Here is a 26,044-nt window from a genome sequence, read left to right as displayed (position 1 = left end):
AGATAGTCTAACAAGGTAAAAGCGGATAATCCGTGAAGTCGAACAGATAAAATTCCTCATTTTTACCGTTGCAAAGTACGTCAAATGGTGCCAGCATTAATCACAACAAATCACATTGTGATTACTTTTGATTAAAACCAGGAGTCAAACGATGAGTAAAGTAAACACCATCACCCGCGAATCATGGATTCTGAGCACCTTTCCGGAATGGGGTAGCTGGCTGAACGAAGAGATCGAGCAGGAACGGGTTGCTCCCGGTACCTTTGCAATGTGGTGGCTGGGTTGTACCGGTATCTGGTTGAAATCAGAGGGTGGTGCGAACATTTGCGTCGATTTCTGGTGCGGTACGGGCAAACAGAGCCACGGCAACCCGTTGATGAAAAAAGGCCATCAGATGCAGCGTATGGCGGGTGTGGAAAAACTGCAGCCAAACCTGCGTACGACACCTTTTGTGCTTGATCCATTTGCTATTCGGCAGATCGATGCTGTTCTCTCAACGCACGATCACAACGACCATATCGACGTAAATGTAGCGGCAGCGGTCATGCAAAACTGTGCCGATGACGTCCCGTTTATCGGACCGCAGACCTGCGTGGATCTCTGGATTGGCTGGGGTGTACCGAAAGAGCGCTGCATTGTCATGAAGCCGGGCGATGTGGTGAAAATTAAAGACATTGAAATCCACGCGCTTGATGCCTTTGACCGTACCGCATTGATTACTCTGCCTGCCGATCAGAAAGCCGCTGGGGTACTACCAGATGGCATGGACGAGCGCGCGGTTAACTATCTGTTTAAAACCCCTGGCGGCTCTCTGTACCACAGCGGTGACTCTCACTACTCCAACTACTATGCGAAGCACGGTAATGAACATCAGATTGACGTGGCGCTGGGCTCCTACGGCGAGAACCCACGAGGCATCACTGACAAGATGACCAGCGCTGATATGCTGCGCATGGCGGAAGCATTGAACACCAAAGTGGTGATCCCGTTCCACCATGATATCTGGTCCAATTTCCAGGCCGACCCACAGGAAATCCGCGTACTGTGGGAGATGAAAAAAGATCGTCTGAAATATGGCTTCAAGCCATTCATCTGGCAGGTTGGAGGCAAGTTCACCTGGCCACTGGACAAAGACAACCTCGAGTATCACTACCCGCGTGGCTTTGATGATTGCTTCACCATCGAACCCGACCTGCCGTTCAAGTCCTTCCTCTGATTGTGAAGCCAAATCGCCAGACTTCTGTCTGGCGATTCCATAATTATTTTAGTAATTTCATGCTATTTCAAATATCATCTTTTCAAATCAATTCTTATCGGAATAGCTCATGACGGAAGCGCAACGGCATCAAATTCTCCTGGAACTCCTGGCGCAAACAGGTTTCATCACCGTCGAGAAAGTCATCGAGCATTTAGGGATTTCCCCGGCGACAGCACGGCGGGATATCAACAAGCTGGATGAGAGCGGGAAACTGAAAAAAGTCCGCAACGGCGCAGAAGCGATCAGCCAACAACGCCCGCGCTGGACGCCAATGAACATTCATCAGGCACAAAATCATGATGAAAAAGTGCGTATTGCCAGAGCCGCATCGCAGCTGGTGAATCCCGGCGAGAGCGTAGTCATCAACTGCGGCTCCACGGCGTTTCTTCTGGGCCGGGAGATGTGCGGAAAACCGGTACAAATCATCACCAACTACTTACCGCTCGCCAACTATCTCATCGACCAGGAGCATGAGAGCGTGGTGATCATGGGCGGGCAGTACAACAAAAGCCAGTCCATCACCCTTAGCCCTCAGGACAGCGAAAACAGTCTCTATGCCGGGCACTGGATGTTTACCAGCGGCAAAGGCCTGACGGCAGATGGCCTGTATAAAACCGATATGCTGACCGCGATGGCGGAGCAAAACATGCTTAACGTTGTGGGCAAGCTCGTTGTGCTGGTCGACAGCAGCAAAGTGGGCGAGCGCGCAGGGATGTTATTCAGCCGCGCCGAACAGATCGACATGGTGATCACCGGCAAAGGGGCCAACCCAGAGATCCTCCAGAAGCTGGAAGATCAGGGCGTAAAAGTGCTGCGCGTTTAAAAATGCTGGCGGAAGAATGCCACCGTGGCGTCCAGTGCCGTGGGCGTGATGCGGTGGCGGACGCCCGCTTCCCACAGGCAGGTCAGGTTGCTATCCAGTCCCTCGCGCTGCAACGACTGTTGAAGACGGAAGGTTCCATCGGGTGGGACCACGTCATCCGCGTCACCGTGCCACAACAGCAGCGGGCGATCGGCCAGACGCGGCAATGCCCGGGTCACTTCCCACTCTGCCAGCGTCGCGGTCATTTCCGTTAAATCCTGAGGGGGAAAAAGCGTCTTCGCCAGTGAGGTAAAATAGCCCGAGCCCATCAGGCAGGCGACGGATTTCACCTCTGGGTGATGCGTCATAATCCCCAGCGCCGTCATGCCCCCCATTGACGCCCCGGCCACGGCCAGACGATCATCAGCCACCAGCCCTGCCTCATAGAGCGCATCACGCAACCCGGCAAACTCGGTCAGACTGCCGTGCAGAATGTGCCAGAACCGTCCAAGCCGAGCCTGTTCATTCCCCGTAAAGCGTGCGCCGTGGTCAGGTGCATCCGGCATTACCACTCGAAAGCCGGCCTGAGCCAGCGCCACCGCAAAATAACTGTAAACCAGCTTCGAAGACGTAAATCCATGATAAAAAACGATAACAGGCAGCGGCACATCACGTTTTCCCGCTGGTATCGCGTGTAAAATTTCATGGTCGCCGAGATGGCGTATTTCAATTTCAATCATTGTCGACCCTGTCCGAATGTATGATTCATAATGTTGAGAACTGGGTTACGCTTTCACGTCATTTTCATTCGAAATATACGTCCCAGATAACACTTCGGGAACATTCCCCCAAAACTAAATTCACAGACAACTACACTATGGCTATCAGGAAACGAGATATGGTTATGCGCAGGTTTGCTGCTTTATTGCTGGTGTCTCTGCTCAGTGGCTGTAACGCACTGCAGGGAACGCCGCAGCCCGCTCCGCCGGTCGCCGATCATCCACAGGAGATTCGTCGTAATCAGACGGAAGGATTACAGCGAATGGGCACGGTCTCCGCGCTGGTTCGCGGCTCTCCGGATGACGCTGAAGAGGCAATAAAAGCACAAGCCGTCGCCGCCAAAGCAGATTATTACGTCATCATTATGATCGATGAAACCATCATAACGGGACAGTGGTACTCACAGGCAATTTTGTACCATAAGTAATGGTCTTCCTTTGAACGACATTTACACTGCTTTGCGTCCATAGACATTTTCCTGTCCACAATAAACTCCATGCCCGCGACAATGGAAGTGAGTTTATTTGCGAAGGATTGCCCGGCGGATACCGGAAATATGTGAAATGGAGCTGACGATGAAACGAACTCTTGCTTTGACCTCTCTGTTGCTCTCAGCTGGCCTTGTGAGCACAACCGCACAGTCAGCAGAATTCGCCAGTGCTGATTGTGTAACGGGTCTGAATGAAATAGGCCAGATCTCCGTGAATAATATTTCAGGGAGCCCGCAAGACGTTGAACGTGTAGTTGCATTGAAAGCCGATGAGCAGGGCGCTTCCTGGTATCGAATCATCCAGATGCAGGAAGATAACCATGTTGATCATTGGCGCGTACAGGCCATTCTTTATGTTTAACCCTTCCCGATAAAAGCCACTTATTTTTAGTGGCTTTTCGTTTTTGCAAATTTTTCACCTTGCAACAAACATATCAAAAACAATTAAATAACATTTTGTTACATTAAAGGGATAAACGTCATCCCCGCTCTGCCGTTGAAGAACCATACCTTTTCAATGATGAGCAATATATGATCAATTTTTTTCGCCGTGCAGGACTTGGTACGAAGCTGTCACTGCTTACGGGTGTCAGTGTCGCCATACTGTTTTTGCTTTTCACTTTTCTGCTCAGCCAAAAAGCCAGCCAGCAGCTTGAAGAGCTTGCGGTCGAGGATCTGCATAACCAGTCCACTGGCATGGTCGATATGGTGCAGATGTTTAACACCAGCCTGAGTGAAGAGGTCGAGAGTTATACCCGCCTGTTTTCCACCTTTTTACCGCAGCCTCTGAATATTGATCGTTCCCAACCCCAGACGATAAACGGGCTTAGCGTTCCGCTTCTGAAAGGCGGAGAAACCGGGCTGCATGAAAATAACACCCTTTCGGACGAGTTCCTGAATCGTACGGGAGCCATTTCGACGCTGTTTGTACGCAGCGGTAACGACTTTGTTCGCGTGGCCACTTCCCTGCGCAAAGAGAATGGCGAGCGTGCAATGGGTACTGTTCTGGATGTCTCCAGCCCGGCCTTCGCTGCCGTAAGCAAAGGCGAAGTCTACCGTGGACTGGCGCTGCTGTTTGGCAAGCGTTACATCACCCAGTACCAGCCCGTTAAAAACGCCGAAGGACAGATCATTGCGATCGTCTTTGTCGGCGTGGACATCACCCGCTCCTGGAACGTCATGCGCGAGAAAATCCTCAACCGCCGTCTGGGTGAGAGCGGCCACTTCTTTGTGCTGGATCGCAGCAACGGCAAAACGCGCGGCCAGTATCTGTTCCATTCCAGCGAGGAGGGTCAGTTACCGAAATGGGACAGTGCAACACAACAGCAGCTGCTGAGTGACAAACCCGGCACACTGGAACGCATCACTGAAGATGGCCGCACGGTGAAAATGGCCTATACCCCGCTGCCAGGCTGGAACTGGACCATCGTCGGCGAAGTGGATAAATCCGTACTGCTCTCAAGCGTGACCACTCTGCGTGACCGTTTCCTGCTGGCTGGTGTGGTGTTGTCTGTACTCTTCGCGGGCCTCTTTGTGATGATTATTCGTAGGATGCTTACCCAACCGCTGAGAAATGTGATTCATCTGGCTCGTCAGTATGCTGCGGGCGATCTGCGTTCCAGCCTTCCCGTAACGCGCCAGGACGAGGTTGGTCAGTTGGTTGATGCCATCAATGGTATCGGTGGCGGACTGCAAAAAATGGTTCTGCAGGTTCGCGAAGCGGCAGGTGAAATCCATATGGGGACAAACGCCCTGGCCTCCGATACCGGCGAGATTTCAGAGCAGATCAACAAACAGGCCAGCAGCGTGGAAGAGACCTCCGCCAGCATGGAGCAACTGGCCGCAACCGTACAGCAAAACGCGGCCAATATGGAGCAAACACAGCAGTTGGTAAGTGAAACCTCGCTCGCGGTACATCAGGGTGGCGAGACGGTAACCCATGCGGTTGCCACCATGGATGACATCCGGGAAGCGTCAAAACGCATCGAAGACATCACGCGCGTGATTGAGTCAATCGCTTTCCAGACCAATATCCTGGCGCTCAATGCGGCAGTAGAGGCGGCTCGTGCTGGTGAACACGGAAAAGGTTTTGCGGTGGTCGCGCAGGAAGTTCGCGCTCTGGCTGGACGTAGCGCTAACGCAGTGAAGGAGATTGAACAGCTGATTGGCGATACGCTCAGGAAAGTCAGTGAAGGACACGCGCTGTCCGAACAGACGCGTCTGGCGATGGACTCCATCATTCTTCATATTGATAACATCAGCCAGCTGGTCATGGAGATTAACCACGCGTCACGCGAGCAATCCGCAGGAATCGGTCAGGTTAATCTTGCTATGACCCATATTGGCGAAGCATCACACATCAACGCCGATCGCGTCTCACGCAGCGAACAAACGGCACAAACGCTGCGTGAGAAAGGTTCGCATCTCACCCAACTGGTGAGCTTGTTCCAGCTGAAAAACTAGCCAACCCTGCCGGTGGCACGCAGCAGCAGGTCACTTTGCACCTGCTCGTTCATCAGCGTCCCACCGCGGGTATCAAGCATCATGCGGCACCACGCCTGCGCCACGGGTGGCGATGCGTGCTGCAGCATTTGGCTCCCGGCACCCAGTAAGAAAAGCTGCTGCGCGATCTCCCGCCCCTGTGCCTCCTGAGGTTTACGCAGTTTTTGCTGTAGTTGCCGCCAGCTACGATCGAAGTGTCTGTCCTGCCCTTTCACCTGCGCAAAATCGTCGGTCAGCAGGTCGAAGACACCGGGCTGCTTAGTCAGTACGCGCAACACATCCAGGCACATAATATTGCCCGATCCTTCCCAGATGCTGTTTACCGGCATCTCACGGTAGAGTCGTGGTAGTTCGCTCTCCTCGCAGTAGCCCATACCGCCGAGGACTTCCATTGCTTCTGCCACAAAGGGGATTCCGGTTTTGCACACGCTAAATTTCGCCGCAGGGGTGAACAACCGAGCCCAGGCGGCTTCTTGCGGATCCGCGCGTTTATCCCACGCCCGCGCCAGACGAAATAACAGTGCAGTTTGCCCCTCCAGCACCAGGGCCATACGGCTCAGCACATCGCGCATCAAGGGTTGATCGATAAGGTTTTTCCCGAACGTCTGCCGCTGATGGGCGTGGTAAAGCGCCACAGATAACGCCCGGCGCATCAACCCGTGGCTGCCTAGTGCGCAGTCAAAACGCGTCAGCCCGCCCATTCTCAGGATCTGCCGCACGCCTTCGCCCTCTTCCCCAAGCAGCCAGCCGGAGGCATCAAGAAACTCCACCTCGCTGCTGGCGTTGGATCGGTTACCGAGCTTGTCTTTCAGCCGCTCCAGACGCACGGCATTCCGTTGTCCGTCAGGCAAAAAACGGGGAACAAAAAAGCAGGAGAGTCCGCCTTTCGCCTGGGCCAGCACCAGGTGCGCATCGCTTTGAGGCACCGAGAAAAACCATTTGTGTCCCACCAGCCGGTAGCTACCATCGCTGCATTTTTCTGCTTTGGTGGTGTTGCTGAGAACGTCGGATCCGCCCTGCTTTTCCGTCATCCCCATGCCGATCAGCAGACCACGCTTTTGCGATCCTGGAGCAAGATGAGGATCGTAGCGATCGCTGAGTAGCGGCGTCAGCCAGTCATGAAATATTTTGGGGAGCGTCTGCTGTAGCAAGGGTGTCGCAGCAAAAGTCATGGTTATGGGACAAAGCGTGCCGGCTTCGACCTGCGCATGCAGAACAAACCGTGCGGCTCTGGCGACAAAAGAGCCCTTTCGCGCCTCCTCTTCCCACGCCAGGTTGTGTACACGGTTGGCACAGAGTCCTTGCATCAGCAAGTGCCATGCGGGATGAAAGCGGACATCATCCAGCCGCTCCCCGGTGGCATCATAGCGTAATAGCTCAGGTGGATTCACGTTCGCCAGCCTGCCCAGCTCCAGTGACTCAGCGGTGCCTAACTGCTGCCCGATGCTGGCGAGCAACTCACTATCCCACTCGGCACCCTCGCGGGAAACTGCGTCACGCAGGGCGCAGTCAGAGAGGAAAAGGTTACTGTTTGAGAGTGGGGCTGGTTGATTAAAAACGGTATGGGTCTGCCAGTGCATGCTGTCTCCCTCCTTCAGTGGCTCGGTGGCAATGAAGGTAAGTATGGACAGACCGCATACACGCTGCATGGGAGTGAAGTCACACAGTGGCGATCCTGCTGATATCATTCGTGAAATAGCTCACAGAACATAAGAATAAACTATTTCATCACTTCTCTTTTGTTGAATAATTTATTCTTACCCCCTTCAGTGAGGATCGTTATGCAACCGGATGCGCACAAGCGAGCATTAATTGCAGGCTCCATTGGTAACTTTATCGAGTGGTATGAGTTTGCGGTCTACGGTTTTCTGGCGACCGTTATTGCGAAAAACTTCTTCCAGCTTGAGGGGGAAGCGGGGCTAACCAGCCTGATCCTGACCTACGCCTCGTTTGCCATCGCTTTCTTTTTCCGTCCCCTGGGCGCGGTGGTGTTTGGCCGCATTGGCGACAGGATTGGCCGTAAGCCAACGCTAATCATTGTGCTGGTATTGATGACGCTCGCTACCGCCGCTATCGGCGTGGTGCCGGTCTACGCCAGCATCGGGATTGCCGCACCGCTCATTATTACACTGCTTCGCATCCTGCAGGGGCTGTTCGCGGGCGGCGAGTACGGCGGTGCGGTCTCGCTGATGACGGAGTTTGCCCCGCGCGGCAAGCGCGGCCTGTACGGCGCGTGGCAATCCTTCACCGTGGCGCTGGGATTGCTGGCAGGCGCAGGCATTGTCGCGCTACTCTCCGCCCTCCTCACCCCTGAAGCTTTGCATGACTGGGGCTGGCGCATTCCGTTCTTCCTGGCGCTGCCCATGGGCGTCGTCGCACTATGGCTTCGGGTAAGCATGGAAGAGACACCCAGCTTTGTGCAGCAGCAGGACAAACCGGTCACCGCTCGGGCGGATACCGCTGCGACCCTCAGAGCTATCATAATGGGGATTGGCAGGGTGATGGTCTGGTCAGCGGCGGGGTATACCTATCTGGTGATTATGCCAACCTACCTGCAGTCAGCGCTGCACACCGGCTTTAACCAGGCGTTATTAATAGCGGTGATTTCGAATATTGGTTTTGCACTCACCATCATTCCCTCTGGGATCCTGAGCGACCGGATCGGGCGTCGCACGGTGATGGTTATCGCCACCACGCTGCTGCTGATCCTCGCCCTGCCACTCCTGAAAATCCTGCAGGCCGAATCCAGTACGCTGGCAGTGAAAGCGCTGGTGGTATTGATTGCAGGTGGTCTGGTGGGAATGCTGGCAGGGCCTGGCCCGGCGATGCTCTCTGAGATGTTCCCGACGCGTGTGCGCTATACCGGGCTTGGGTTGGCTTACTCCCTGTCGAACGCTATTTTTTCAGGCTGCGCAGGGTTGATTATTACCGGGCTGATTAAAGAGACGGGCAATCTGGATATTCCAGCGTACTACGTCATGACGACAGCAGTGGTGAGCATTGCGGCGCTGATGACGCTCAGGAAGGATGACCATTTGCGGTCGTTAGAGGAGTGAGGTCAATGCCCGGTGGCGTTGTGCTTACCGGGCACAAAAGGCTAGCCCCGCTGACGCACCGCTTCAAACAGGCAGATGCCCGTCGCAACAGAAACGTTCAGAGACGACACGCTGCCCGCCATCGGAATGCTGATTAGCTCATCGCAGTGCTCGCGCGTCAGACGACGCATCCCTTCACCTTCGGCTCCCATCACCAGCGCCAGACGGCCAGTCATTTTGCTCTGATAGAGGGTATGATCGGCTTCACCGGCGGTACCGACAATCCAGATATTCTCTTCCTGCAGCAGACGCATGGTGCGCGCCAGGTTGGTAACACGGATCAACGGAACGTTCTCTGCCGCGCCGCAGGCCACTTTTTTGGCCGTGGCGTTCAGCTGTGCAGAGCGATCTTTTGGCACGATGACCGCGTGTACACCGGCAGCATCAGCACTACGCAGACATGCACCGAGGTTGTGCGGATCGGTAACGCCATCGAGGATCAGGAAAAATGGGTTATCCAGCTCGGCAATCAGATCCGGCAGATCGTTTTCCTGATACTGACGACCCGGCTTCACGCGGGCAATGATCCCCTGGTGAACCGCGCCGTCACTTTTCTCATCCAGGAACTGGCGGTTTGCCAGTTGGATCACCACACCCTGTGCCTCCAGGGCGTGGATCAGCGGCATCAGACGCTTGTCTTCACGCCCTTTCAGAATGAACACTTCCTGAAAACGCTCCGGTGCGCGCTCCAGCAGGGCTTGCACCGCGTGGATGCCGTAAATCATTTCACTCATTGATGGTTCTCATTATGACGATACTTTTCCCTCTCCCCGATGGGGAGAGGGTCAGGGTAAGGGGCGGAATTACTCCGCCTGCTTTTTCTTCGCCGCGCGCTTCGCTTTGGTAGCGGCGGCAATTTTTTGGGTCTTAGCGGAAGGCTTTTTCGCGGAGCGAGCTTCTTTCTTCGCTGCCTTCGGTTTCTTTTTCTTCTCGCCGCGGAAGGCGCTATCTGGCTCGAAGTTCACTTTCTTACCCGCCTGACGACGTTTGCCGCTGGTATTACCGTTGCCACCCTTTTTCGCCTTCTCACGCGCCGTTTTACCCACATTACGCGGGCCACGCTCGCTGGAGATCAGGCTGAAGTCGATCTTGCGCTCGTCCATATTGACCGCTTCGACCTTCACTTCCACACGATCGCCCAGACGATAGGTCTGACCGCCGGATTCACCAATGAGACGCTGCCCGACCTGGTCAAAACGGTAGTAGTCGTTATCCAGGCTGGAGACATGCACCAGACCGTCGATAAACAGCTCATCGAGACGAACAAAGAAACCAAAACCGGTCACGCTGGCGATCACACCTTTGAACACGTTACCGACCTGATCCAGCATAAAGTCGCACTTCAGCCAGTCTGAGACTTCACGGGTCGCTTCATCCGCGCGGCGTTCGGTCATGGAACAATGCTGACCCAGTTGCAGCATCTCTTCCATTGAATAGTGGTAGCCTCCGGTTTCAGTCGTGTTCCCTTTATGGCCCTGCTCCTGCGCCAGCAAATACTTGATTGCACGGTGCAGGGAAAGATCCGGGTAACGACGAATTGGCGACGTAAAGTGCGCGTAGGACTGCAACGCCAGACCGAAGTGCCCACGGTTTTCCGGATCGTAAATCGCCTGCTTCATGGAGCGCAGCAGCATGGTCTGCAGCATTTCTGCATCCGGACGGTCGCCAATGGATTCCAGCAGCTCGGCATAATCACGCGGCTCTGGCTTGTTACCACCAGGCAGCTCCAGACCCAGTTCAGCCAGTACTGAACGGAACGCGGTGATGGCTTCCGTCGACGGTTTATCGTGAATACGGAACAGCGCAGGTTCTTTGGCTTTCTCAACAAAACGTGCCGCCGAGATGTTCGCCAGGATCATACACTCTTCAATCAGCTTATGCGCGTCGTTACGCTGGGTCTGTTCGATACGTTCAATGCGACGTTCCGCGTTGAAGATAAACTTCGCCTCCTCGCTCTCAAAGGAGATCCCGCCGCGCTCTTCACGAGCCTGATCCAGCGTTTTGTAGAGGTTATGTAGCTCTTCAATGTGCTTCACCAGCGGCGCATATTGTTCGCGCAGATCCTGGTCGCCCTGCAGCATATGCCAGACTTTGGTATAGGTCAGGCGCGCATGTGAGCTCATGACTGCTTCGTAGAATTTGTAACCTGTTAAGCGCCCTTTGGTGGAGATGGTCATCTCACAAACCATACAGAGGCGATCAACCTGCGGGTTCAGGGAGCACAGGCCGTTAGAGAGCACTTCCGGCAGCATCGGCACAACCTGTGACGGGAAGTAAACCGAGGTACCGCGGTTGCGCGCTTCGTTATCCAGCGGGGTGTGCGGGCGAACATAGTAGCTCACATCCGCGATGGCAACCCACAGGCGCCAGCCGCCGCCGCGTTTTTTCTCGCAGTACACCGCATCATCGAAGTCGCGGGCGTCTTCGCCATCAATCGTCACCAGTGGCAGATCGCGGAGGTCCACGCGGCCAGCTTTAGACTCTTCAGGCACTTCTTCACGAAGGCCTTCAATTTGTTCTTCAACCGCTTTCGGCCAGATGTACGGGATCTCATGGGTACGCAGCGCCATATCAACAGCCATGCCGGTGCCCATGTTATCGCCCAATACTTCCACAATTTTCCCGACCGCTTTAGTGCGACGGGTAGGACGCTGGGTGAGCTCAACCACCACCACAAAGCCCATGCGCGCGCCCATAACCTCTTCAGGTGGGATCAGGATATCAAAACTCAGACGGCTGTCGTCCGGTACCACAAAGCCGACGCCCGCATCGGTAAAGTAGCGGCCAACAATCTGGCTGGTTTTTGGCACCAGCACACGCACCACGCGAGCTTCGCGGCGACCTTTACGGTCAGCGCCCAGCGGCTGGGCCAGGATCTGGTCACCGTGGATACACATTTTCATCTGTTCAGATGAAAGGTACAGATCGTCTTTACGACCTTCCACGCGCAGGAAGCCATAGCCGTCGCGGTGACCAATGACGGTTCCTTTCAGCAGATCAAGGCGTTCTGGTAGCGCATAGCACTGACGGCGAGTAAAGACCAGTTGCCCGTCACGCTCCATGGCGCGCAGGCGACGACGAAGGGCTTCAATTTGCTCTTCACCTTCAATATTTAATTGAACGGCAAGTTCTTCACGATTGGCGGGTTTTTCGCGTTTTGTTAAGTGTTCAATGATGAACTCGCGGCTGGGAATAGGGTTCGCGTATTTTTCGGCTTCGCGTTCCTGGAATGGATCTTGTGACATGTCGGTTCCTCCGTTGTCAGCTCCGGTGGAAATTTTCTTCATTCCACCAGCAATAATTTATAAAGCGGTTGATTCTCTTCAACCAAATCGGCCAGCGTGTAGTTATCCAGTTCCTTGAGAAAACTTTGCACGGCCTTAGAAAGCGCCTTTTTCAGACGGCAGGCGGGCGTAATGTGGCAGAACTCGCTGCTGCAGTTCACCAGAGACAATGGCTCCAGCTCACGTACCACATCGCCAACACGAATACTCTGCGCCGGTTTACCGAGACGGATCCCCCCATTCTTCCCGCGAACGGCAGCAACATATCCGGCACGACTAAGTTGATTGATTATTTTGACCATATGATTACGAGACACGCCGTAGACCTCTGTCACTTCAGAGATACTGGTCATTTTCCCATCGGGTAACGACGCCATGTAGATCAGCGCGCGTAAGCCGTAATCGGTGAAACTTGTTAACTGCACATCAACCTCAGGAAAAAGGGAAATCGCGGACAAACCGCTGAGATATTCATTAATGATGATAAACCAGCCAGATAGTTAGCGGCTAATTTATTTGACTGACGGGGCGAAAAAGCAGAGATCGAGGAGTGGTCGCCGGATGGCGCTACGCTTATCCGGCCTACGGGTCACCCCCGCAGGCCAGCAGTCACGAAGATTATGCGTCGAACGGGTCGCGCAGGATCATCGTTTCAGTACGATCCGGGCCGGTAGAAATAATATCGATCGGCACTTCGGTCAGTTCTTCAATACGCTTGATGTAATCCAGCGCCGCCTGTGGCAGGCCGCTACGCTCTTTCACACCGAAAGTGGTCTCAGACCAGCCCGGCATGGTTTCGTAGATTGGCTCGATGCCTTCCCAGTCGTCAGCCGCCAGCGGAGTGGTGGTCACTTCGCGGCCATCTGGCATACGGTAGCCTACGCAGATTTTCACTTCTTTCAGGCCGTCCAGTACGTCCAGCTTGGTCAGGCAGAAGCCAGACAGGGAGTTGATCTGCACTGCGCGACGCACTGCAACCGCATCCAGCCAGCCGGTACGACGACGACGACCGGTGGTCGCGCCAAACTCGTTACCCTGCTTGCACAGGAACTCGCCGGTTTCATCAAACAGTTCGGTCGGGAATGGACCTGCACCCACGCGAGTGGAGTAAGCTTTGATGATACCCAGAACGTAATCCACATAACGCGGGCCCAGGCCAGAGCCGGTCGCCACGCCACCTGCGGTGGTGTTAGAAGAGGTCACATACGGATAGGTACCGTGGTCGATGTCCAGCAGCGTACCCTGCGCACCTTCAAACATGACGAAATCGCCACGTTTGCGCGCCTGGTCCAGCAGATCGGATACATCAACAACCATACCGGTCAGAATGTCAGCAATCGCCATGACGTCATCCAGTACTTTCTGGTAGTCAACAGCGTCAGCTTTGTAGAAGTTCACCAGCTGGAAGTTGTGATATTCCATCACTTCTTTCAGTTTTTCAGCGAAGGTTGCTTTGTCGAAGAGGTCGCCCACGCGCAGACCGCGACGAGCTACTTTGTCTTCGTAAGCCGGGCCGATACCACGGCCGGTGGTACCGATCGCTTTCGCGCCACGCGCTTTCTCACGCGCAACGTCCAGTGCCACGTGATAATCCAGGATCAGCGGGCAAGCTTCGGAGAGCAGCAGACGCTCACGAACAGGGATACCACGGTCTTCCAGACCTTTCATCTCTTTCATCAGCGCAGCAGGAGACAGCACAACGCCGTTACCGATGATGCTGGTGACGTTATCACGAAGAATGCCTGATGGAATAAGATGGAGGACGGTTTTTTCACCGTTGATTACGAGAGTATGGCCTGCGTTGTGACCGCCCTGGTAGCGTACAACATATTTAGCCCGTTCAGTCAGAAGATCAACAATCTTCCCTTTACCTTCGTCACCCCATTGGGTGCCCAGTACGACGACGTTGTTACCCATTTTTTTCAAAATCACCGTTTGCTTAAAAATGGATTCTACCATCGCTTTTTCAGATATACAGCACTTTTTGACCTCAAAATACGCCAAATCCGACCACTTTTTGATCAGCCAATCGTTTTCTTCAACATGTAGTAGATCACGATGCCAGCAACCACAAGACCGCCACCAAAACGACGCAAAATATTATCAGGGAGCTGACTCATCGTCGCAATCATACGACGCCATGCGCGCGGATAAAGCATCGGGCCAAGACCTTCCAGAACTAACACCAGCGCCAGCGCCAGCCAAATGGTTGAATTCATTTTTATTCCTTATAAAAGAAAACCACCGCTCCGTGAAGAGCGGTGGTTTGAATACTCAAACGAGCCTGAGTTTATCGCGTCGCGTTGGTTGGCGTCTTCATATAACGGAAGAAATCGCTGTCCGGGCTGAGGACCATCACATCCTGGTTGCTCTGGAAGCTATTCTCGTAAGCTCGCAGGCTACGGATAAAGGCGTAGAAGTCCGGATCCTGGCTGAAGGCATCTGCAAACAGCTTCGCGGCTTCTGCATCACCTTCACCGCGCAGAATACGTCCCTGACGCTCAGATTCCGCCAGTGTCTTGGTGACTTCGTAGTCCGCTGCCGCGCGCAGCTTCTCAGCCTCTTCCTGACCCTGTGAACGGTGACGACGGGCGACCGCTTCACGCTCGGCGCGCATACGGTTGTAGATCGCCTCGGACACTTCCACAGGAAGGTTGATCTGCTTAATACGCACGTCAACGACTTCAATACCCAGGGCCGCCATACTGTTCGGGTTGATCACCGGCACTTTGCCGTTGGTTTCAGCCTGAACGCGTTCCGCCGCTTTAGCAATCGCATCATCCGCTGCCGGTGTTGAGACTTCGTCTTCGGTGCCTGCGGTACCGGAGTTCAGCGCATCACGCACTTCCAGCGTCAGACGACCGCGGGAATCGGTCACGATATCTTTCACATCCAGACGTCCAATCTCAGAACGCAGACGGTCAGAGAACTTACGTTTCAGCAGCACTTCTGCCTGAGAAACGTCGCCGCCGCCTGTCGCCAGGAAGTAACGGCTGAAATCACTGATACGCCACTTGATGTAAGAGTCAACGATCAGGTCTTTCTTCTCTTTGGTCACGAAACGGTCAGCCTGGTTATCCATGGTCTGGATACGGGCATCAAGCGTTTTCACCGACTGAATGAACGGCACTTTGAAGTGCAGGCCCGGCTCATAGATCACCGGACGCTTGTCGCTGTCACGGACGACGCTGCTGAACTGGAATTTGATCCCGCGTTCACCCTCTTTCACAACGAAAATCGAGGTGTAAAGCACGACCAGCACGATGATGATGATCGCAATAACTGACTTACGCATCCTTATTCCCCCTGACGCTGGTAGTCGTTACGCTGCGCATTAGCACGGCGTTGGTCCATGATGTCACCATCGTTCGAAGAAGGCGTGGTTGTGGCGCTTGAGCTACTGGACGACGCAGGCGGCAGACGCAGCAGGCTGCTGGAACCGCTGGTGTCAGCTTTCGCCGCCGGAGCCGAACCGCCTTTCAGCATCTGGTCCAGTGGCAGTACCATCAGGTTTCCGCCTTTGTTGTCGTTAACCAGCACTTTACGCGTGTGGCTCAGCACTTTTTCCATGGTCTCGATATAGAGACGTTCACGGGTAATTTCCGGAGCCGCTTTATATTCCGGCAGAATTTTCGCGAAACGCGCCACTTCACCCTGTGCTTCCAGGATGGTCTGGGTTTTATATGCGCGAGCTTCTTCAAGAATACGCTGCGCCTGACCGTTAGCACGTGGCTGCACTTCGTTGGTGTACGCTTCCGCTTCACGGATGTACTGCTGTTCGTTTTCACGGGCAGCAATCGCGTCATCAAACGCCGCTTTCACCTCTTCCGGCGGACGAGCGGCCTGGAAGTTGACGTCCAGCAGGGTAATACCCATGTTGTACGGGCGAATGGTCTCTTCCAGCTCACGCTGGGTATCGCTACGAATAACGGTACGACCTTCGGTCAGGATGCGATCCATAGTGTATTTACCGATAACACCACGCAGGGCGCTGTCGGTTGCCTGACGCAGGCTGTCATCAGCGCTGGTCACGCTAAACAGATAACGTTCAGGATCGGTTACGCGGTACTGTACGTTCATCTCAACGCGCACCACGTTCTCATCAGAGGTCAGCATCACACCAGATGCCGCCAGTTCACGAACAGACTCCACGTTGACCGCGGTAACGTCGTCAATGAAGGTCGGTTTCCAGTTAAGACCTGGCTCCACCAGATGGCTGAACTTACCGAAACGGGTGACGACACCGCGTTCCGCTTCTTTAATGGTGTAGAACCCGGTGGCAGCCCAGATGATCACCGCCGCAGCGGCAACAATGCCTACCACGCGGCCACCCATTTGCGGGCGCGGCCCCTGGGTAGAATTTCCACCCGAACCAGAACCTTTACCTCCGCCAAGGCCACCAAGCTTTTTGCTCAGCTTGCGGAAGATATCATCCAGATCCGGCGGCCCCTGCTCGCGACCACCTTTGTTGCCATTTCCCCCAGAGTTGCCGCCTTGATTATTGCTGCTTCCCCACGGGTCGCGGTCTTGTCCGTTGTTACCGGGCTGATTCCACGCCATGTATATGCTCCATATTTGTTATGCAAGGGCGAATTATTCAGGCATCCCCTTTCTGATCAGACGATATAGTCGACCAGCGCAGGTTCTTGTTTACAGAGGCGACGCCAGTCAACGATCGGCATACGCACCTGCATCCCCACGCTGCCGTCATCCTCCATCCACTCTTTTTCTATCGCCTGAAGCTGATAAAACCGGCTGCGCAGCCTGCCTTCCTGTGGCGGCAATCGCAGCGTGTGCTGAGCTACCTCACCGGAAAGACGTTCTGTCAAAGCCTGGAAAAGCAGTGGCACACCAATACCGGACTGGGCAGAAAGCCAGACCCGAATCGGTTTGTTCTCTTCATCTCGATCAATACGCGGCTCGAAATCCTCCAGCATATCGATCTTGTTCATCACCAACAGCGTTGGGATCTCGTGGGCGTCGATCTCTTCGAGCACCACGTTTACCGCGTCTATGTTCTCCTGCACACGAACATCCGCCGCGTCAATCACGTGCACCAGCAGGGTCGCCTGTCGCGTCTCCTGCAGGGTAGCTTTAAACGCCGCCACCAGGTCGTGAGGCAAATGACGGATAAACCCTACGGTATCCGCCAGCACTGTTTCACCCACATCGGCGACGTCAATACGACGTAACGTTGGGTCCAGGGTCGCAAACAACTGGTCTGCGGCATAAACCTGGGCCTCAGTAATCTGGTTAAACAGGGTGGATTTACCAGCGTTGGTATACCCCACCAGCGACACCGTTGGGATGTCGGCTTTTGAGCGTGCACGACGACCTTGCTCACGCTGTTTCTCAACGCGTTCCAGACGTGAGAGGATCTGGGTAATACGGCCACGCAGCAAACGACGGTCGGTTTCGAGCTGGGTTTCACCCGGACCGCGTAAACCAATCCCGCCTTTCTGTCTCTCAAGGTGGGTCCAGCCACGCACAAGCCGCGTTGCCAGATGGCGCAACTGCGCCAGCTCAACCTGCAACTTACCTTCATGGGTACGCGCACGTTGAGCAAAAATATCTAAAATCAAACCCGTGCGATCGATAACACGGCATTCGCAAAGCGCTTCCAGGTTACGTTCCTGGGCCGGAGACAGCGCATGATCAAACAACACAACTGAAGCGCCAGTTGCTTTTACGGCATCCGCAATTTCAACTGCTTTACCTTCACCAACAAAATACTTTGGGTGCGGCGCTTTACGGCTACCGGTAATCACCTGCATTGCTTCGACACCGGCGGAAGAGACCAGAGATTCAAACTCCTGGAGGTCTTCCATATCTTTGTCTTGCGAAAAATAGATGTGTACCAGCACCGCCTGCTCACCGGCATCATAACGGTCAAACAAGCGTAAACCTCTCTAAAAAGATCAGCGGGGAACGCAGGATCCCTGGCTCCCCGTGTGGATAACAGCAGAGACCTTATTCGGTCTCGTCGCTGTCCTGCGCTGGCGTTGAAGAACCCTGCGCGTTGCTGCCGTGATGGTAGTTACTGCCAGTGCCGCCGCCAGCGTTATTGCTGTGATGAGATACCGGACGAGACGGAACAACAGTAGAAATCGCGTGCTTGTAGACCATCTGACTGACCGTGTTTTTCAACAGGATCACGAACTGATCGAAAGACTCAATCTGACCTTGCAGCTTAATACCATTCACCAAATAAATAGAAACTGGAACACGTTCCCGACGCAATGCGTTCAGGAACGGATCTTGTAAAGATTGCCCCTTAGCCATTCTATCTTTTCCTTATATGCTTGTTTTGTACTTAGAACCTTGCGATTCTGAAAAATTGCGCACGATACGTCTCAATTGTACACATTCAGTGAGCGATATCACCAACAACCTCAATCACTTCGTTTAACGCCTGTTGCGGTTTTTCACTGTCTAACCAGTGAACCCCCTCCCAACCGCGCAACCAGGTGATCTGGCGCTTCGCTAACTGTCTCGTGGCGCAAACACCTCGATAAACCATTTCATCGTATGAAATCTCACCTTCAAGATAAGACCACATCTGGCGGTATCCCACACAACGAATGGAAGGCATATCCGTATGCAAATCTCCACGGGCAAATAGCGCCCGCACTTCTGCTTCAAAATCTGAAGCTAACATCTGATGAAAACGCTGCTCAATTCGCTGATGGAGCAGTTCACGGCTCGCCGGGGCGATGGCGAACTGATGCACCTGATACGGCAGAGCCTCTCCTGACGTTTGCGTCAGTTCCGTTAAAGTTTTACCCGAAATGAAAAAAACTTCCAGTGCCCGGGAAAGCCTTTGCGGATCATTTGGATGGATCCGTGCTGCAGCAACCGGATCAATCTCTGCCAGTTGCTTGTGCAAAACGTCCCAGCCCTGCTCTGCCGCCTGCTGCTCAATTTTCGCTCTTACCTCAGGATCCGCTGATGGCAGAGGTGATAGCCCCTCCAGCAACGCCTTGAAATAGAGCATGGTTCCGCCAACCAACAGCGGTATACGTCCCGCCGCTGTTATCTCGGCCATCTCAGCTAAGGCATCCCGGCGGAAATCCGCTGCGGAGTAAGCCTGAGCAGGGTCGAGAATATCCAGCAAACGGTGCGGTGCCGCACGCAACTCTTCTGCGTCAGGCTTCGCCGTGCCGATGTCCATCCCCCGATAGATGAGGGCGGAATCAACGCTAATCAACTCTACGGGCAAAACTTTACGCAACTCAATGGCAAGTGCCGTTTTGCCGGAGGCCGTTGGGCCCATCAAAAAAATCGCCTTAGGCAGGCTCGCCTTGCTTACGTCAATCATGTTTCAGGGCGTTCATCGCCGTTTGTAAATCAACAGGTTGTAATAGACCCCCTGGCGGCGATTTCACCAGTTGCGGACAAAGACGTTCAACCTCTGCCAGCACGCTAATGGCCTGCGCCAGACTCCACGGCGTGTGTTCGCTTGCCAGATGACGGGCGATCCACTGCGCGGTGTTGGCGGCATCAAACGATGTTTGCTGCGCCAGGTAGCCTATCAGTTCAGGAATCAAGTTTTGTAAATTTTGTTGGCGTAAGGGTAAAGGCACTGCACGAATTGTCACATGTTGTGGTTCGAGCACAATTTCAATGCCCATCTGCGCCAGTTGGGCCTCTGCACGTTGCAATACCCTTGTTTCTTCAGCGGATATTTTCAGACGAACCGGGATCAGCAGCGGCTGCGCGCAGGCCAAATTTTCTCCCGGAGTGAGCTGCACCTGTTTGAGCCAGCGTTCGGCTACCGGCAAAGCCAGAAGCATCAATTTGCCGTCACGCTCAAGCAGTGCCATATCCGGTACGACAATCGTCAACACCCGGCCAAAGCTCTGGCTATGAGCGTCCAGGGAAGACGACGCTACCGGGATGTGTTCTTTACGCTCCGCGGCTGGGGTTTCCAGCAGTTTGCGATACAACGCCCCCTGCTGCTTTTGATAGCCAGGCTGGGCGTTCGGGTAGTTTGCTCCCGTTGGGCGCGGAGCGCTCCCTGCAGAGGAGAAACGCGGCGCTTCCGGCTCACGTACCGCAGCGGGTTCCGCAAAATGGTTCCGGCCCGCAGCAACACGGTTTTCCGGGAACGAACGTGGGGCAGGCTCTTCATTTTCCAGTGGCAACACCGGTTCAACCTGCTGTTGCAATACGCTCAGCACGCCCTGATAGATAAAATCGTGTACCAGTCGTGACTGGTGGAACCTTACTTCATGCTTGGCTGGATGGACGTTCACGTCGACCTGATGCGGGTCGATCTCCAGATAAAGCACAAAAGCAGGTTGCTGGTCAGCTCCGAGCTTATCTTCGCAGGCCTGACGAATGGCGTGATTAATGAGACGGTCCCGCATCATGCGGCCATTCACGTAGCAATACTGGATCTCCGCGAACGCCGCGCTGCTGGCGTTTGGGTCAGCCACCCAGCCGCGTAAAGCCAGATCGCCATGCTGCCACTCAATGGCCAGCGCCTGTTCCAGAAACGGTGTTCCACAGATAGTTCCCAGTCGACGCTCTTTCTGCCCCCCTTCGGCCACCGCTCTGTACTGGCGCATCACTTTGCCATTATGACTGAGGTTAATGGTGACATCGAAACGGGCCAGCGCGATACGACGGATGATTTCGTCGATATGGCCAAACTCGGTTTTTTCGGTACGCATGAACTTGCGTCGGGCGGGAGTGTTGTAGAACAGATCCAGGACTTCCAGCGTCGTACCGACAGGATGCGCCGCAGGTTTGACCGTCACATCCATATCGCGCCCTTCAGCATAGGCCTGCCAGGCTTCTGCCTGGTCAGCCGTGCGGGAGGTCAGCGTCAAACGGGAAACCGAGCTGATACTGGCCAGCGCTTCACCGCGAAAACCGAGGCTTATGATGGCTTCCAGGTCATCCAGAGAAGCAATTTTACTGGTAGCGTGACGAGCCAGCGCTAACGCCAGCTCGTCTTTTTTGATACCACAGCCGTTATCACGAATGCGGATTAGCTTCGCGCCACCGCGTTCAATATCAATATCAATGCGGGTCGCGCCCGCATCGAGGCTGTTTTCCACCAGCTCCTTCACCACCGACGCAGGGCGTTCTACCACCTCACCGGCGGCGATTTGGTTCGCAAGCTGCGGCGGTAGAACCTGAATCGGCATGAATTCTCCTTAGTTGGTCGCAGTTATCTCGCCAGGCTGCGCGGCACTGGCCGTCTGAGCTGCCCCGCCCTGTGGCGCGGACTGCAGAGGATGCGCCTCAAAATATTTACGCAAACCGTTATAAATGGCTTCGGCAAGTTGCTGCTGGTAGCTGTCGCTGCCCAGCAGGCGCTCTTCACTGTTATTGCTGATAAAGCCTGTCTCCACCAGAATGGATGGAATATCCGGCGAACGCAGAACCCCCAGGCTCGCATGCTCCGGACGACGCTTATGCAATGCTCCGATGCCCTGCAACTGATTCAATACGTTAGTGGCGACATCATAACCTACGCGCTGGGAATGACCGAACTGTAAATCCAGCACTGCCTGGCTGAGATATGGATCTGACTGGCTGTTTGCCAGCACATCACCCGCACCGCCTAACAGTTCAGACTGTTTCTCGTGCTCTTCCAGCCAGTTTGCCATTTCGCTGTTCGCCCTGCGGTTCGAAAGCACCCATACCGATGCGCCAGTCGCGCTACGGTTTGGCGCTGCATCCGCATGAATGGAGACCAGGAAGTTGGCATTTTGTTTACGCGCCACATCTGAGCGGCCCATTACAGAGATAAAATAGTCGCCGTCGCGAGTCAGCACGCCTTTGAACATCGGATCATCGTTTAACAACGTCCGCAGCTTACGGGCTACCGCAATCGTGACGTTTTTCTCCCGCGTGCCGCCTGGACCAATCGCGCCGGGATCCTGACCTCCATGGCCCGCATCAATCGCGATAATCACTTTATCACCGCTGACCGCACGACGTGCGCTGGCCGCAGGGCGTGTAACGCTATTACTGCTGGTGACGCTGGTAATGCGGTCGCTGTCCGATTTAAACGGATTACGTGCAGGTTCAGAAGGACGCGGTGTGTAAACCGGTTCTTCGACGCGTTTTGACACCACTGGCGGAGGCGGTGGTGGTGGAGGTGCGTCAGCATTGATGGTAAAAACCACCGTATAGTTCGCGCCGTTTTGTTGCTTGACCGCCTTCGTTTTGCCCTTTTCGGTGAGATCAACCACCAGGCGCAATGACTGGCTATCTTGTGGTGTGCCTGAGCGAATGCTCTTCACCAGATTGTTACCGCTGAACTGCAGCGGTAATCCCTGAATCACTCCGGTTTGTTTGATATCCAGCGCCACGCTGTGGCTGTCTGGCTGTGAAAAAGCGTATTCAGGGTCACCCATAAAACTGAATGTGATCCGGGCCTGGTTTTCACCGTTCGATACCTGAATATCTGAGAGGTTAGCCGCCCCGGCCTGCGCGCACAGCAGCACAGTGGCAGCCAATAACCAACTTTTAACGCGATTAATCATCCCGTTATCCCTAAGCTTAACCGGCTAAACGAGCCAGTAAGGAACACCCTGATGAGGAAACCGCACTGATGCGTGCCTCACGCCCTTGTGCCTGGTAATCTAAGTGAATTTCGACATCCGGGTCAGGCAACACACCCGCACCTTGTTGCGGCCACTCCACCAGGCAAATGGCATCATTGGCAAAATAATCACGGATCCCCATAAATTCCAGCTCCTCAGGATCCGCAAGGCGGTATAAATCGAAGTGGTACACCATGAGATTTTCAAGGGTGTACGGTTCTACCAGCGTGTAGGTTGGGCTTTTCACATTCCCGCTATGCCCTAACGCCTGTAAAAAGCCCCGGCTGAAGGTGGTTTTACCCGCACCTAAATCACCATACAGATAAATGACGGTTGCCCCCTGACAGGCCTGCGCCACGCGCTTGCCGAGATCTAAAGTGGCTTGTTCATCAGGTAAAGGAATCGCTCGATTAGTCATTTTCTACGTCAATCACATCCGGGTTAACAACACGCCGCAGCGTGCAAAAAAGATCGGTGGCCAGCATACCGCGTGTACCGTAACGTGCAGCCAGTTGATCTGCCGCTGCACCATGAGCCACGCAGCCCGCACAGGCTGCATCATAAAGGGGAAGTTTCTGTCCAAGCAATGCGCCAATGATGCCTGAAAGCACATCACCCATTCCGCCACTCGCCATGCCCGCATTTCCGGCATCAATAATGCCCAGCGTCTCGTCACTGGCGACGACGGTTCCTGCCCCTTTCAAAACGGCAACACCTCCGTAACGTTTTACCAGACACTGAGCAGAAAGTAAGCGATCGCTTTCAATTTCTGCCACGCTGCAGTTAAGCAGACGCGCGGCTTCGCCGGGGTGTGGCGTCAGAATGCGATTGTGACGCTTATCCGGGTTGATTGCCAGAAGGTTCAGCGCGTCAGCATCCCACAGCATCGGTTTACGAAAATTCTCGACCTTTTGCAGGGCCTGTTTACCCCACGCCTGCTGCCCAAGCCCGGGGCCGATAACGACCACATCTGCCCACTCGAGGCTTTCCTCAAGCATCGGGAGCGTAAGCTCATGCACCATCAACTCGGGTCTGGCAGTAACGATCGGCACAATATTCTCGATGCGCGTGAGGACTCGCACCAGACCAGCACCGCTTCGCAATGCCGCTTCACCCGCCATACGGATAGCCCCCGCCGTACCGTAGTCCCCCCCGACAATCACCAGTTTGCCATGATCGCCTTTATGGGATGTGGGACGTCTCGGGGGCAGCCACTCTGCAAGCTGCGAAGCATCAATGCGCGAAAGGTGCGTTTCCTGACCGGCTAACCAGCTGTCCAGACCCAGCGCATTGTGGTGCAGTACGCCGACCATATCCCGCGCTTTGCCGGTCAGTAAACCCGGCTTCAGGGCGATGAATGTCACCGTATGCGCCGCCTGAATTACTGCCCCCGGCGTCGCGCCAGTTTGTGCTATCAGGCCTGAGGGAATATCCAGCGCCACCACCGGCGCGGAATGGCAATTGGCATGTGTAATCAACGCGGTAATGTTCTCACGCGGCGCACTGCGTAGACCGGTCCCGAGCAGACCATCAATAATCAGATCCATATCCTCCGGCCAGAGGATATCAGGAGCATGAATCACACCGCCGGCATTCAGCCAGGCATCTCGGGCCGCGCAGGCCTCCTCCGGCAGCGGTTTATCACTCTCCAGCGCCAGCAACGTCACGCGGATACCCGCAGCAACGGCAAGACGGGCGACAACATAACCGTCACCGCCGTTATTGCCGTGCCCGCACAAAACCAGCCAGTGTCTGGATTGCGGATATGCATTGTGGGCAACGTTGAACGCGGCTTCGCCTGCGCGCTGCATGAGTTCATATAGGGTGATACCGAGGCTGTCTGCTGCCTCTTTTTCGGCGCGCCGGAGGTCGTCCGCACGCCAGATGGAATGTGGTATACTTGCGGGGTTTTTCTTCACTGTATGGTCCGTCATGTCACAGCCCCTCGATCTCAATCAGTTAGCGCAAAAAATTAAACAGTGGGGTGCTGAGCTTGGCTTCCAGAAGGTAGGCATTACCGATACCGACCTCTCCGCCAGCGAGCCGAAACTACAGGCCTGGCTGGACAAACAATACCACGGCGAAATGGAGTGGATGGCGCGTCATGGCATGATGCGCGCCCGTCCGCACGAGCTTTTGCCGGGCACATTACGTGTCATCAGCGTGCGCATGAACTACCTGCCCGCCAACGCGGCTTTTGCGCGCACGCTAAAAAACCCCTCGCTGGGTTACGTCAGCCGGTACGCCCTGGGACGTGATTACCATAAGCTTCTGCGTAACCGTTTAAAAAAACTCGGGGAAACTATTCAGCAGCACTGTGTTTCGCTGAATTTTAGACCCTTTGTCGATTCTGCGCCTATTCTTGAGCGCCCGATCGCCGAAAAAGCCGGGCTTGGCTGGACAGGTAAGCACTCACTTATCCTTAGCCGCGACGCCGGATCGTTCTTCTTCCTCGGGGAACTGCTGATTGATTTACCGCTGCCGGTAGACGGTCCGGTAGAGGAAGGCTGTGGCCGCTGCGTGGCCTGTATGACCATCTGCCCCACCGGCGCTATCGTTGAACCCTATACTGTTGATGCTCGCCGCTGCATCTCCTACCTCACTATCGAACTGGAAGGTGCGATCCCTGAGGAGTTTCGGCCGCTTATCGGCAACCGAATCTACGGCTGCGATGACTGTCAGCTGATCTGCCCATGGAACCGCTATTCACAACTCACGGATGAAGAAGATTTCAGTCCGCGTAAAGCTCTGCACGCACCGCAACTCGTTGAGCTGTTTGCCTGGAGCGAAGCCTGGTTCCTGAAAGTGACAGAAGGGTCTGCCATTCGTCGCATTGGCCATCTGCGCTGGCTACGTAATGTTGCCGTTGCACTGGGGAATGCGCCCTGGGATGAAGCCAATATTCAGGCGCTCGAAAGCCGCAGAGGTGAGCACCCACTTCTCGATGAACACATAGAATGGGCGGTTGCACAGCAAATCGAGAAGCGAAATGCCTGCGTAGTAGAGGTGCAATCACCGAAGAAACAACGCCTGGTGAGGGTGATTGAGAAAGGGCTTACGCGCGACGCATAATATATTCACAGCCTGTGTATAAAAATACAAACTCAAGCAGCATCGGGACTGGAGAAGAGGTCAAGTGATCTCAATAACATTTTGAAATCAAATTTTATTCATATAATACAGCTAATTACACGAATACTATTCACCCTGCTAAGTTTTTAGCCGATTCCGGTTAAACGTAGTTTCTGTGGATAACTCTGTTCACAAGAGT

The 26,044-nt window shown here is 54.5% G+C and carries 23 protein-coding genes; 7 read left to right on the top strand and 16 right to left on the bottom strand.

Annotated features, from left to right (window positions below; all coding sequences use genetic code 11):
- The first annotated feature begins 151 nt into the window (after nt 1-151).
- Nucleotides 152-1,216 (top strand): L-ascorbate 6-phosphate lactonase, encoded by a 1,065-nt coding sequence (gene ulaG, locus ACLHV8_RS02135; RefSeq protein ID WP_028016452.1) that lies wholly within the window; start codon nt 152-154, stop codon nt 1,214-1,216.
- A 109-nt stretch (nt 1,217-1,325) separates the two neighbouring features.
- Nucleotides 1,326-2,081, top strand: a complete 756-nt coding sequence (ulaR, locus tag ACLHV8_RS02130) for an HTH-type transcriptional regulator UlaR (RefSeq protein ID WP_028016451.1) — start codon at nt 1,326-1,328, stop codon at nt 2,079-2,081.
- On the opposite strand, the gene yjfP is transcribed toward ulaR, so the two are convergent.
- Nucleotides 2,078-2,800 carry an esterase gene (gene yjfP, locus ACLHV8_RS02125; RefSeq protein ID WP_208594668.1) on the bottom strand — a complete coding sequence of 241 codons (723 nt, stop codon included), beginning with the start codon at nt 2,798-2,800 and terminating at the stop codon, nt 2,078-2,080. The two genes, ulaR and yjfP, sit on opposite strands and share 4 nt — an antisense overlap.
- 137 nt (nt 2,801-2,937) lie before the next feature.
- Here yjfP and bsmA point away from each other — a divergent pair, with 137 nt between their 5' ends.
- The 3 genes from bsmA to ACLHV8_RS02110 all read left to right on the top strand — a co-directional run bounded on the left by bsmA (nt 2,938) and on the right by ACLHV8_RS02110 (nt 5,793).
- A complete protein-coding gene (bsmA, locus tag ACLHV8_RS02120; protein WP_028016449.1) occupies nt 2,938-3,267 on the top strand; it encodes a biofilm peroxide resistance protein BsmA in 330 nt (109 codons plus the stop codon).
- Nucleotides 3,268-3,403: 136 nt separating this feature from the next.
- The gene (gene yjfN / locus ACLHV8_RS02115; RefSeq protein WP_032666749.1) at nt 3,404-3,691 is read left to right on the top strand and encodes a DUF1471 family protease activator YjfN; all 288 of its coding nucleotides are present in this window, start codon (nt 3,404-3,406) and stop codon (nt 3,689-3,691) included.
- A 170-nt stretch (nt 3,692-3,861) separates the two neighbouring features.
- Nucleotides 3,862-5,793 carry a methyl-accepting chemotaxis protein gene (locus ACLHV8_RS02110; RefSeq protein WP_208594667.1) on the top strand — a complete coding sequence of 644 codons (1,932 nt, stop codon included), beginning with the start codon at nt 3,862-3,864 and terminating at the stop codon, nt 5,791-5,793.
- Here ACLHV8_RS02110 and ACLHV8_RS02105 read toward each other — a convergent pair.
- Nucleotides 5,790-7,412, bottom strand: a complete 1,623-nt coding sequence (locus ACLHV8_RS02105) for an isovaleryl-CoA dehydrogenase (protein ID WP_208594666.1) — start codon at nt 7,410-7,412, stop codon at nt 5,790-5,792. The two genes, ACLHV8_RS02110 and ACLHV8_RS02105, sit on opposite strands and share 4 nt — an antisense overlap.
- Nucleotides 7,413-7,613: 201 nt before the next feature.
- Between ACLHV8_RS02105 and ACLHV8_RS02100 the strand changes: the two genes are divergently transcribed.
- Nucleotides 7,614-8,888 (top strand): MFS transporter, encoded by a 1,275-nt coding sequence (locus tag ACLHV8_RS02100; RefSeq protein ID WP_208594665.1) that lies wholly within the window; start codon nt 7,614-7,616, stop codon nt 8,886-8,888.
- A gap of 41 nt (nt 8,889-8,929) precedes the next feature.
- On the opposite strand, the gene rlmB is transcribed toward ACLHV8_RS02100, so the two are convergent.
- The 14 genes from rlmB to nnr all read right to left on the bottom strand — a co-directional run bounded on the left by rlmB (nt 8,930) and on the right by nnr (nt 24,707).
- A complete protein-coding gene (rlmB, locus tag ACLHV8_RS02095; protein ID WP_028016444.1) occupies nt 8,930-9,661 on the bottom strand; it encodes a 23S rRNA (guanosine(2251)-2'-O)-methyltransferase RlmB in 732 nt (243 codons plus the stop codon).
- A 69-nt stretch (nt 9,662-9,730) separates the two neighbouring features.
- A complete protein-coding gene (gene rnr / locus ACLHV8_RS02090) occupies nt 9,731-12,172 on the bottom strand; it encodes a ribonuclease R (protein WP_410376745.1) in 2,442 nt (813 codons plus the stop codon).
- 38 nt (nt 12,173-12,210) lie between these two features.
- Complete coding sequence (gene nsrR / locus ACLHV8_RS02085; protein WP_023293453.1) at nt 12,211-12,636, bottom strand: nitric oxide-sensing transcriptional repressor NsrR; 426 nt, start codon at nt 12,634-12,636, stop codon at nt 12,211-12,213.
- A 193-nt stretch (nt 12,637-12,829) separates the two neighbouring features.
- Nucleotides 12,830-14,128, bottom strand: a complete 1,299-nt coding sequence (locus ACLHV8_RS02080) for an adenylosuccinate synthase (protein ID WP_024907332.1) — start codon at nt 14,126-14,128, stop codon at nt 12,830-12,832.
- Between the two features lie 104 nt (nt 14,129-14,232).
- The gene (locus ACLHV8_RS02075; protein WP_010427497.1) at nt 14,233-14,430 is read right to left on the bottom strand and encodes a DUF2065 domain-containing protein; all 198 of its coding nucleotides are present in this window, start codon (nt 14,428-14,430) and stop codon (nt 14,233-14,235) included.
- A gap of 71 nt (nt 14,431-14,501) precedes the next feature.
- Nucleotides 14,502-15,506: a protease modulator HflC gene (gene hflC, locus ACLHV8_RS02070; RefSeq protein ID WP_028016442.1), complete on the bottom strand. Its 1,005-nt coding sequence runs from the start codon at nt 15,504-15,506 to the stop codon at nt 14,502-14,504.
- A 2-nt stretch (nt 15,507-15,508) separates the two neighbouring features.
- On the bottom strand, nt 15,509-16,771 hold the full coding sequence (gene hflK, locus ACLHV8_RS02065; protein WP_049005160.1) for an FtsH protease activity modulator HflK: 1,263 nt from the start codon (nt 16,769-16,771) through the stop codon (nt 15,509-15,511).
- A 56-nt stretch (nt 16,772-16,827) separates the two neighbouring features.
- Nucleotides 16,828-18,108, bottom strand: a complete 1,281-nt coding sequence (gene hflX / locus ACLHV8_RS02060) for a ribosome rescue GTPase HflX (protein ID WP_028016440.1) — start codon at nt 18,106-18,108, stop codon at nt 16,828-16,830.
- 73 nt (nt 18,109-18,181) lie between these two features.
- Nucleotides 18,182-18,493, bottom strand: coding sequence for an RNA chaperone Hfq (hfq, locus tag ACLHV8_RS02055; RefSeq protein ID WP_008502919.1), 312 nt, complete (start codon nt 18,491-18,493; stop codon nt 18,182-18,184).
- Nucleotides 18,494-18,578: 85 nt separating this feature from the next.
- Nucleotides 18,579-19,529, bottom strand: coding sequence for a tRNA (adenosine(37)-N6)-dimethylallyltransferase MiaA (gene miaA, locus ACLHV8_RS02050; protein WP_049005159.1), 951 nt, complete (start codon nt 19,527-19,529; stop codon nt 18,579-18,581).
- Complete coding sequence (gene mutL / locus ACLHV8_RS02045; RefSeq protein ID WP_208594662.1) at nt 19,522-21,366, bottom strand: DNA mismatch repair endonuclease MutL; 1,845 nt, start codon at nt 21,364-21,366, stop codon at nt 19,522-19,524. Before mutL ends, miaA begins: the two co-directional genes overlap by 8 nt.
- Nucleotides 21,367-21,375: 9 nt before the next feature.
- Nucleotides 21,376-22,713, bottom strand: a complete 1,338-nt coding sequence (amiB, locus tag ACLHV8_RS02040) for an N-acetylmuramoyl-L-alanine amidase AmiB (RefSeq protein ID WP_410376744.1) — start codon at nt 22,711-22,713, stop codon at nt 21,376-21,378.
- Between the two features lie 16 nt (nt 22,714-22,729).
- The gene (gene tsaE / locus ACLHV8_RS02035) at nt 22,730-23,191 is read right to left on the bottom strand and encodes a tRNA (adenosine(37)-N6)-threonylcarbamoyltransferase complex ATPase subunit type 1 TsaE (RefSeq protein ID WP_028016436.1); all 462 of its coding nucleotides are present in this window, start codon (nt 23,189-23,191) and stop codon (nt 22,730-22,732) included.
- Nucleotides 23,184-24,707 carry a bifunctional ADP-dependent NAD(P)H-hydrate dehydratase/NAD(P)H-hydrate epimerase gene (gene nnr / locus ACLHV8_RS02030; RefSeq protein WP_208594660.1) on the bottom strand — a complete coding sequence of 508 codons (1,524 nt, stop codon included), beginning with the start codon at nt 24,705-24,707 and terminating at the stop codon, nt 23,184-23,186. The genes tsaE and nnr overlap by 8 nt, the downstream gene beginning before the upstream one ends.
- Between nnr and queG the strand changes: the two genes are divergently transcribed.
- A complete protein-coding gene (gene queG / locus ACLHV8_RS02025; protein ID WP_208594659.1) occupies nt 24,706-25,845 on the top strand; it encodes a tRNA epoxyqueuosine(34) reductase QueG in 1,140 nt (379 codons plus the stop codon). The two genes, nnr and queG, sit on opposite strands and share 2 nt — an antisense overlap.
- Nucleotides 25,846-26,044 lie beyond the last annotated feature (199 nt).

It is taken from the genome of Enterobacter sp. CPE_E863 (assembly GCF_046521465.1).
Classification (GTDB): domain Bacteria; phylum Pseudomonadota; class Gammaproteobacteria; order Enterobacterales; family Enterobacteriaceae; genus Enterobacter; species Enterobacter adelaidei.
This window is presented reverse-complemented; position numbering and strand designations above follow the sequence as displayed.

Coding starts and splice junctions, on each gene's coding strand:
- ulaG (WP_028016452.1), top strand. CDS start 152: ATGAGTAAAGTAAACACCATCACCCGCGAATCATGGATTCTGAGCACC.
- ulaR (WP_028016451.1), top strand. CDS start 1,326: ATGACGGAAGCGCAACGGCATCAAATTCTCCTGGAACTCCTGGCGCAA.
- yjfP (WP_208594668.1), bottom strand. CDS start 2,800: ATGATTGAAATTGAAATACGCCATCTCGGCGACCATGAAATTTTACAC.
- bsmA (WP_028016449.1), top strand. CDS start 2,938: ATGGCTATCAGGAAACGAGATATGGTTATGCGCAGGTTTGCTGCTTTA.
- yjfN (WP_032666749.1), top strand. CDS start 3,404: ATGGAGCTGACGATGAAACGAACTCTTGCTTTGACCTCTCTGTTGCTC.
- ACLHV8_RS02110 (WP_208594667.1), top strand. CDS start 3,862: ATGATCAATTTTTTTCGCCGTGCAGGACTTGGTACGAAGCTGTCACTG.
- ACLHV8_RS02105 (WP_208594666.1), bottom strand. CDS start 7,412: ATGCACTGGCAGACCCATACCGTTTTTAATCAACCAGCCCCACTCTCA.
- ACLHV8_RS02100 (WP_208594665.1), top strand. CDS start 7,614: ATGCAACCGGATGCGCACAAGCGAGCATTAATTGCAGGCTCCATTGGT.
- rlmB (WP_028016444.1), bottom strand. CDS start 9,661: ATGAGTGAAATGATTTACGGCATCCACGCGGTGCAAGCCCTGCTGGAG.
- rnr (WP_410376745.1), bottom strand. CDS start 12,172: ATGTCACAAGATCCATTCCAGGAACGCGAAGCCGAAAAATACGCGAAC.
- ACLHV8_RS02080 (WP_024907332.1), bottom strand. CDS start 14,128: ATGGGTAACAACGTCGTCGTACTGGGCACCCAATGGGGTGACGAAGGT.
- ACLHV8_RS02075 (WP_010427497.1), bottom strand. CDS start 14,430: ATGAATTCAACCATTTGGCTGGCGCTGGCGCTGGTGTTAGTTCTGGAA.
- hflC (WP_028016442.1), bottom strand. CDS start 15,506: ATGCGTAAGTCAGTTATTGCGATCATCATCATCGTGCTGGTCGTGCTT.
- hflK (WP_049005160.1), bottom strand. CDS start 16,771: ATGGCGTGGAATCAGCCCGGTAACAACGGACAAGACCGCGACCCGTGG.
- hfq (WP_008502919.1), bottom strand. CDS start 18,493: ATGGCTAAGGGGCAATCTTTACAAGATCCGTTCCTGAACGCATTGCGT.
- miaA (WP_049005159.1), bottom strand. CDS start 19,529: ATGATTGACGTAAGCAAGGCGAGCCTGCCTAAGGCGATTTTTTTGATG.
- mutL (WP_208594662.1), bottom strand. CDS start 21,366: ATGCCGATTCAGGTTCTACCGCCGCAGCTTGCGAACCAAATCGCCGCC.
- amiB (WP_410376744.1), bottom strand. CDS start 22,713: ATGATTAATCGCGTTAAAAGTTGGTTATTGGCTGCCACTGTGCTGCTG.
- tsaE (WP_028016436.1), bottom strand. CDS start 23,191: ATGACTAATCGAGCGATTCCTTTACCTGATGAACAAGCCACTTTAGAT.
- queG (WP_208594659.1), top strand. CDS start 24,706: ATGTCACAGCCCCTCGATCTCAATCAGTTAGCGCAAAAAATTAAACAG.
- nnr (WP_208594660.1), bottom strand. CDS start 24,707: ATGACGGACCATACAGTGAAGAAAAACCCCGCAAGTATACCACATTCC.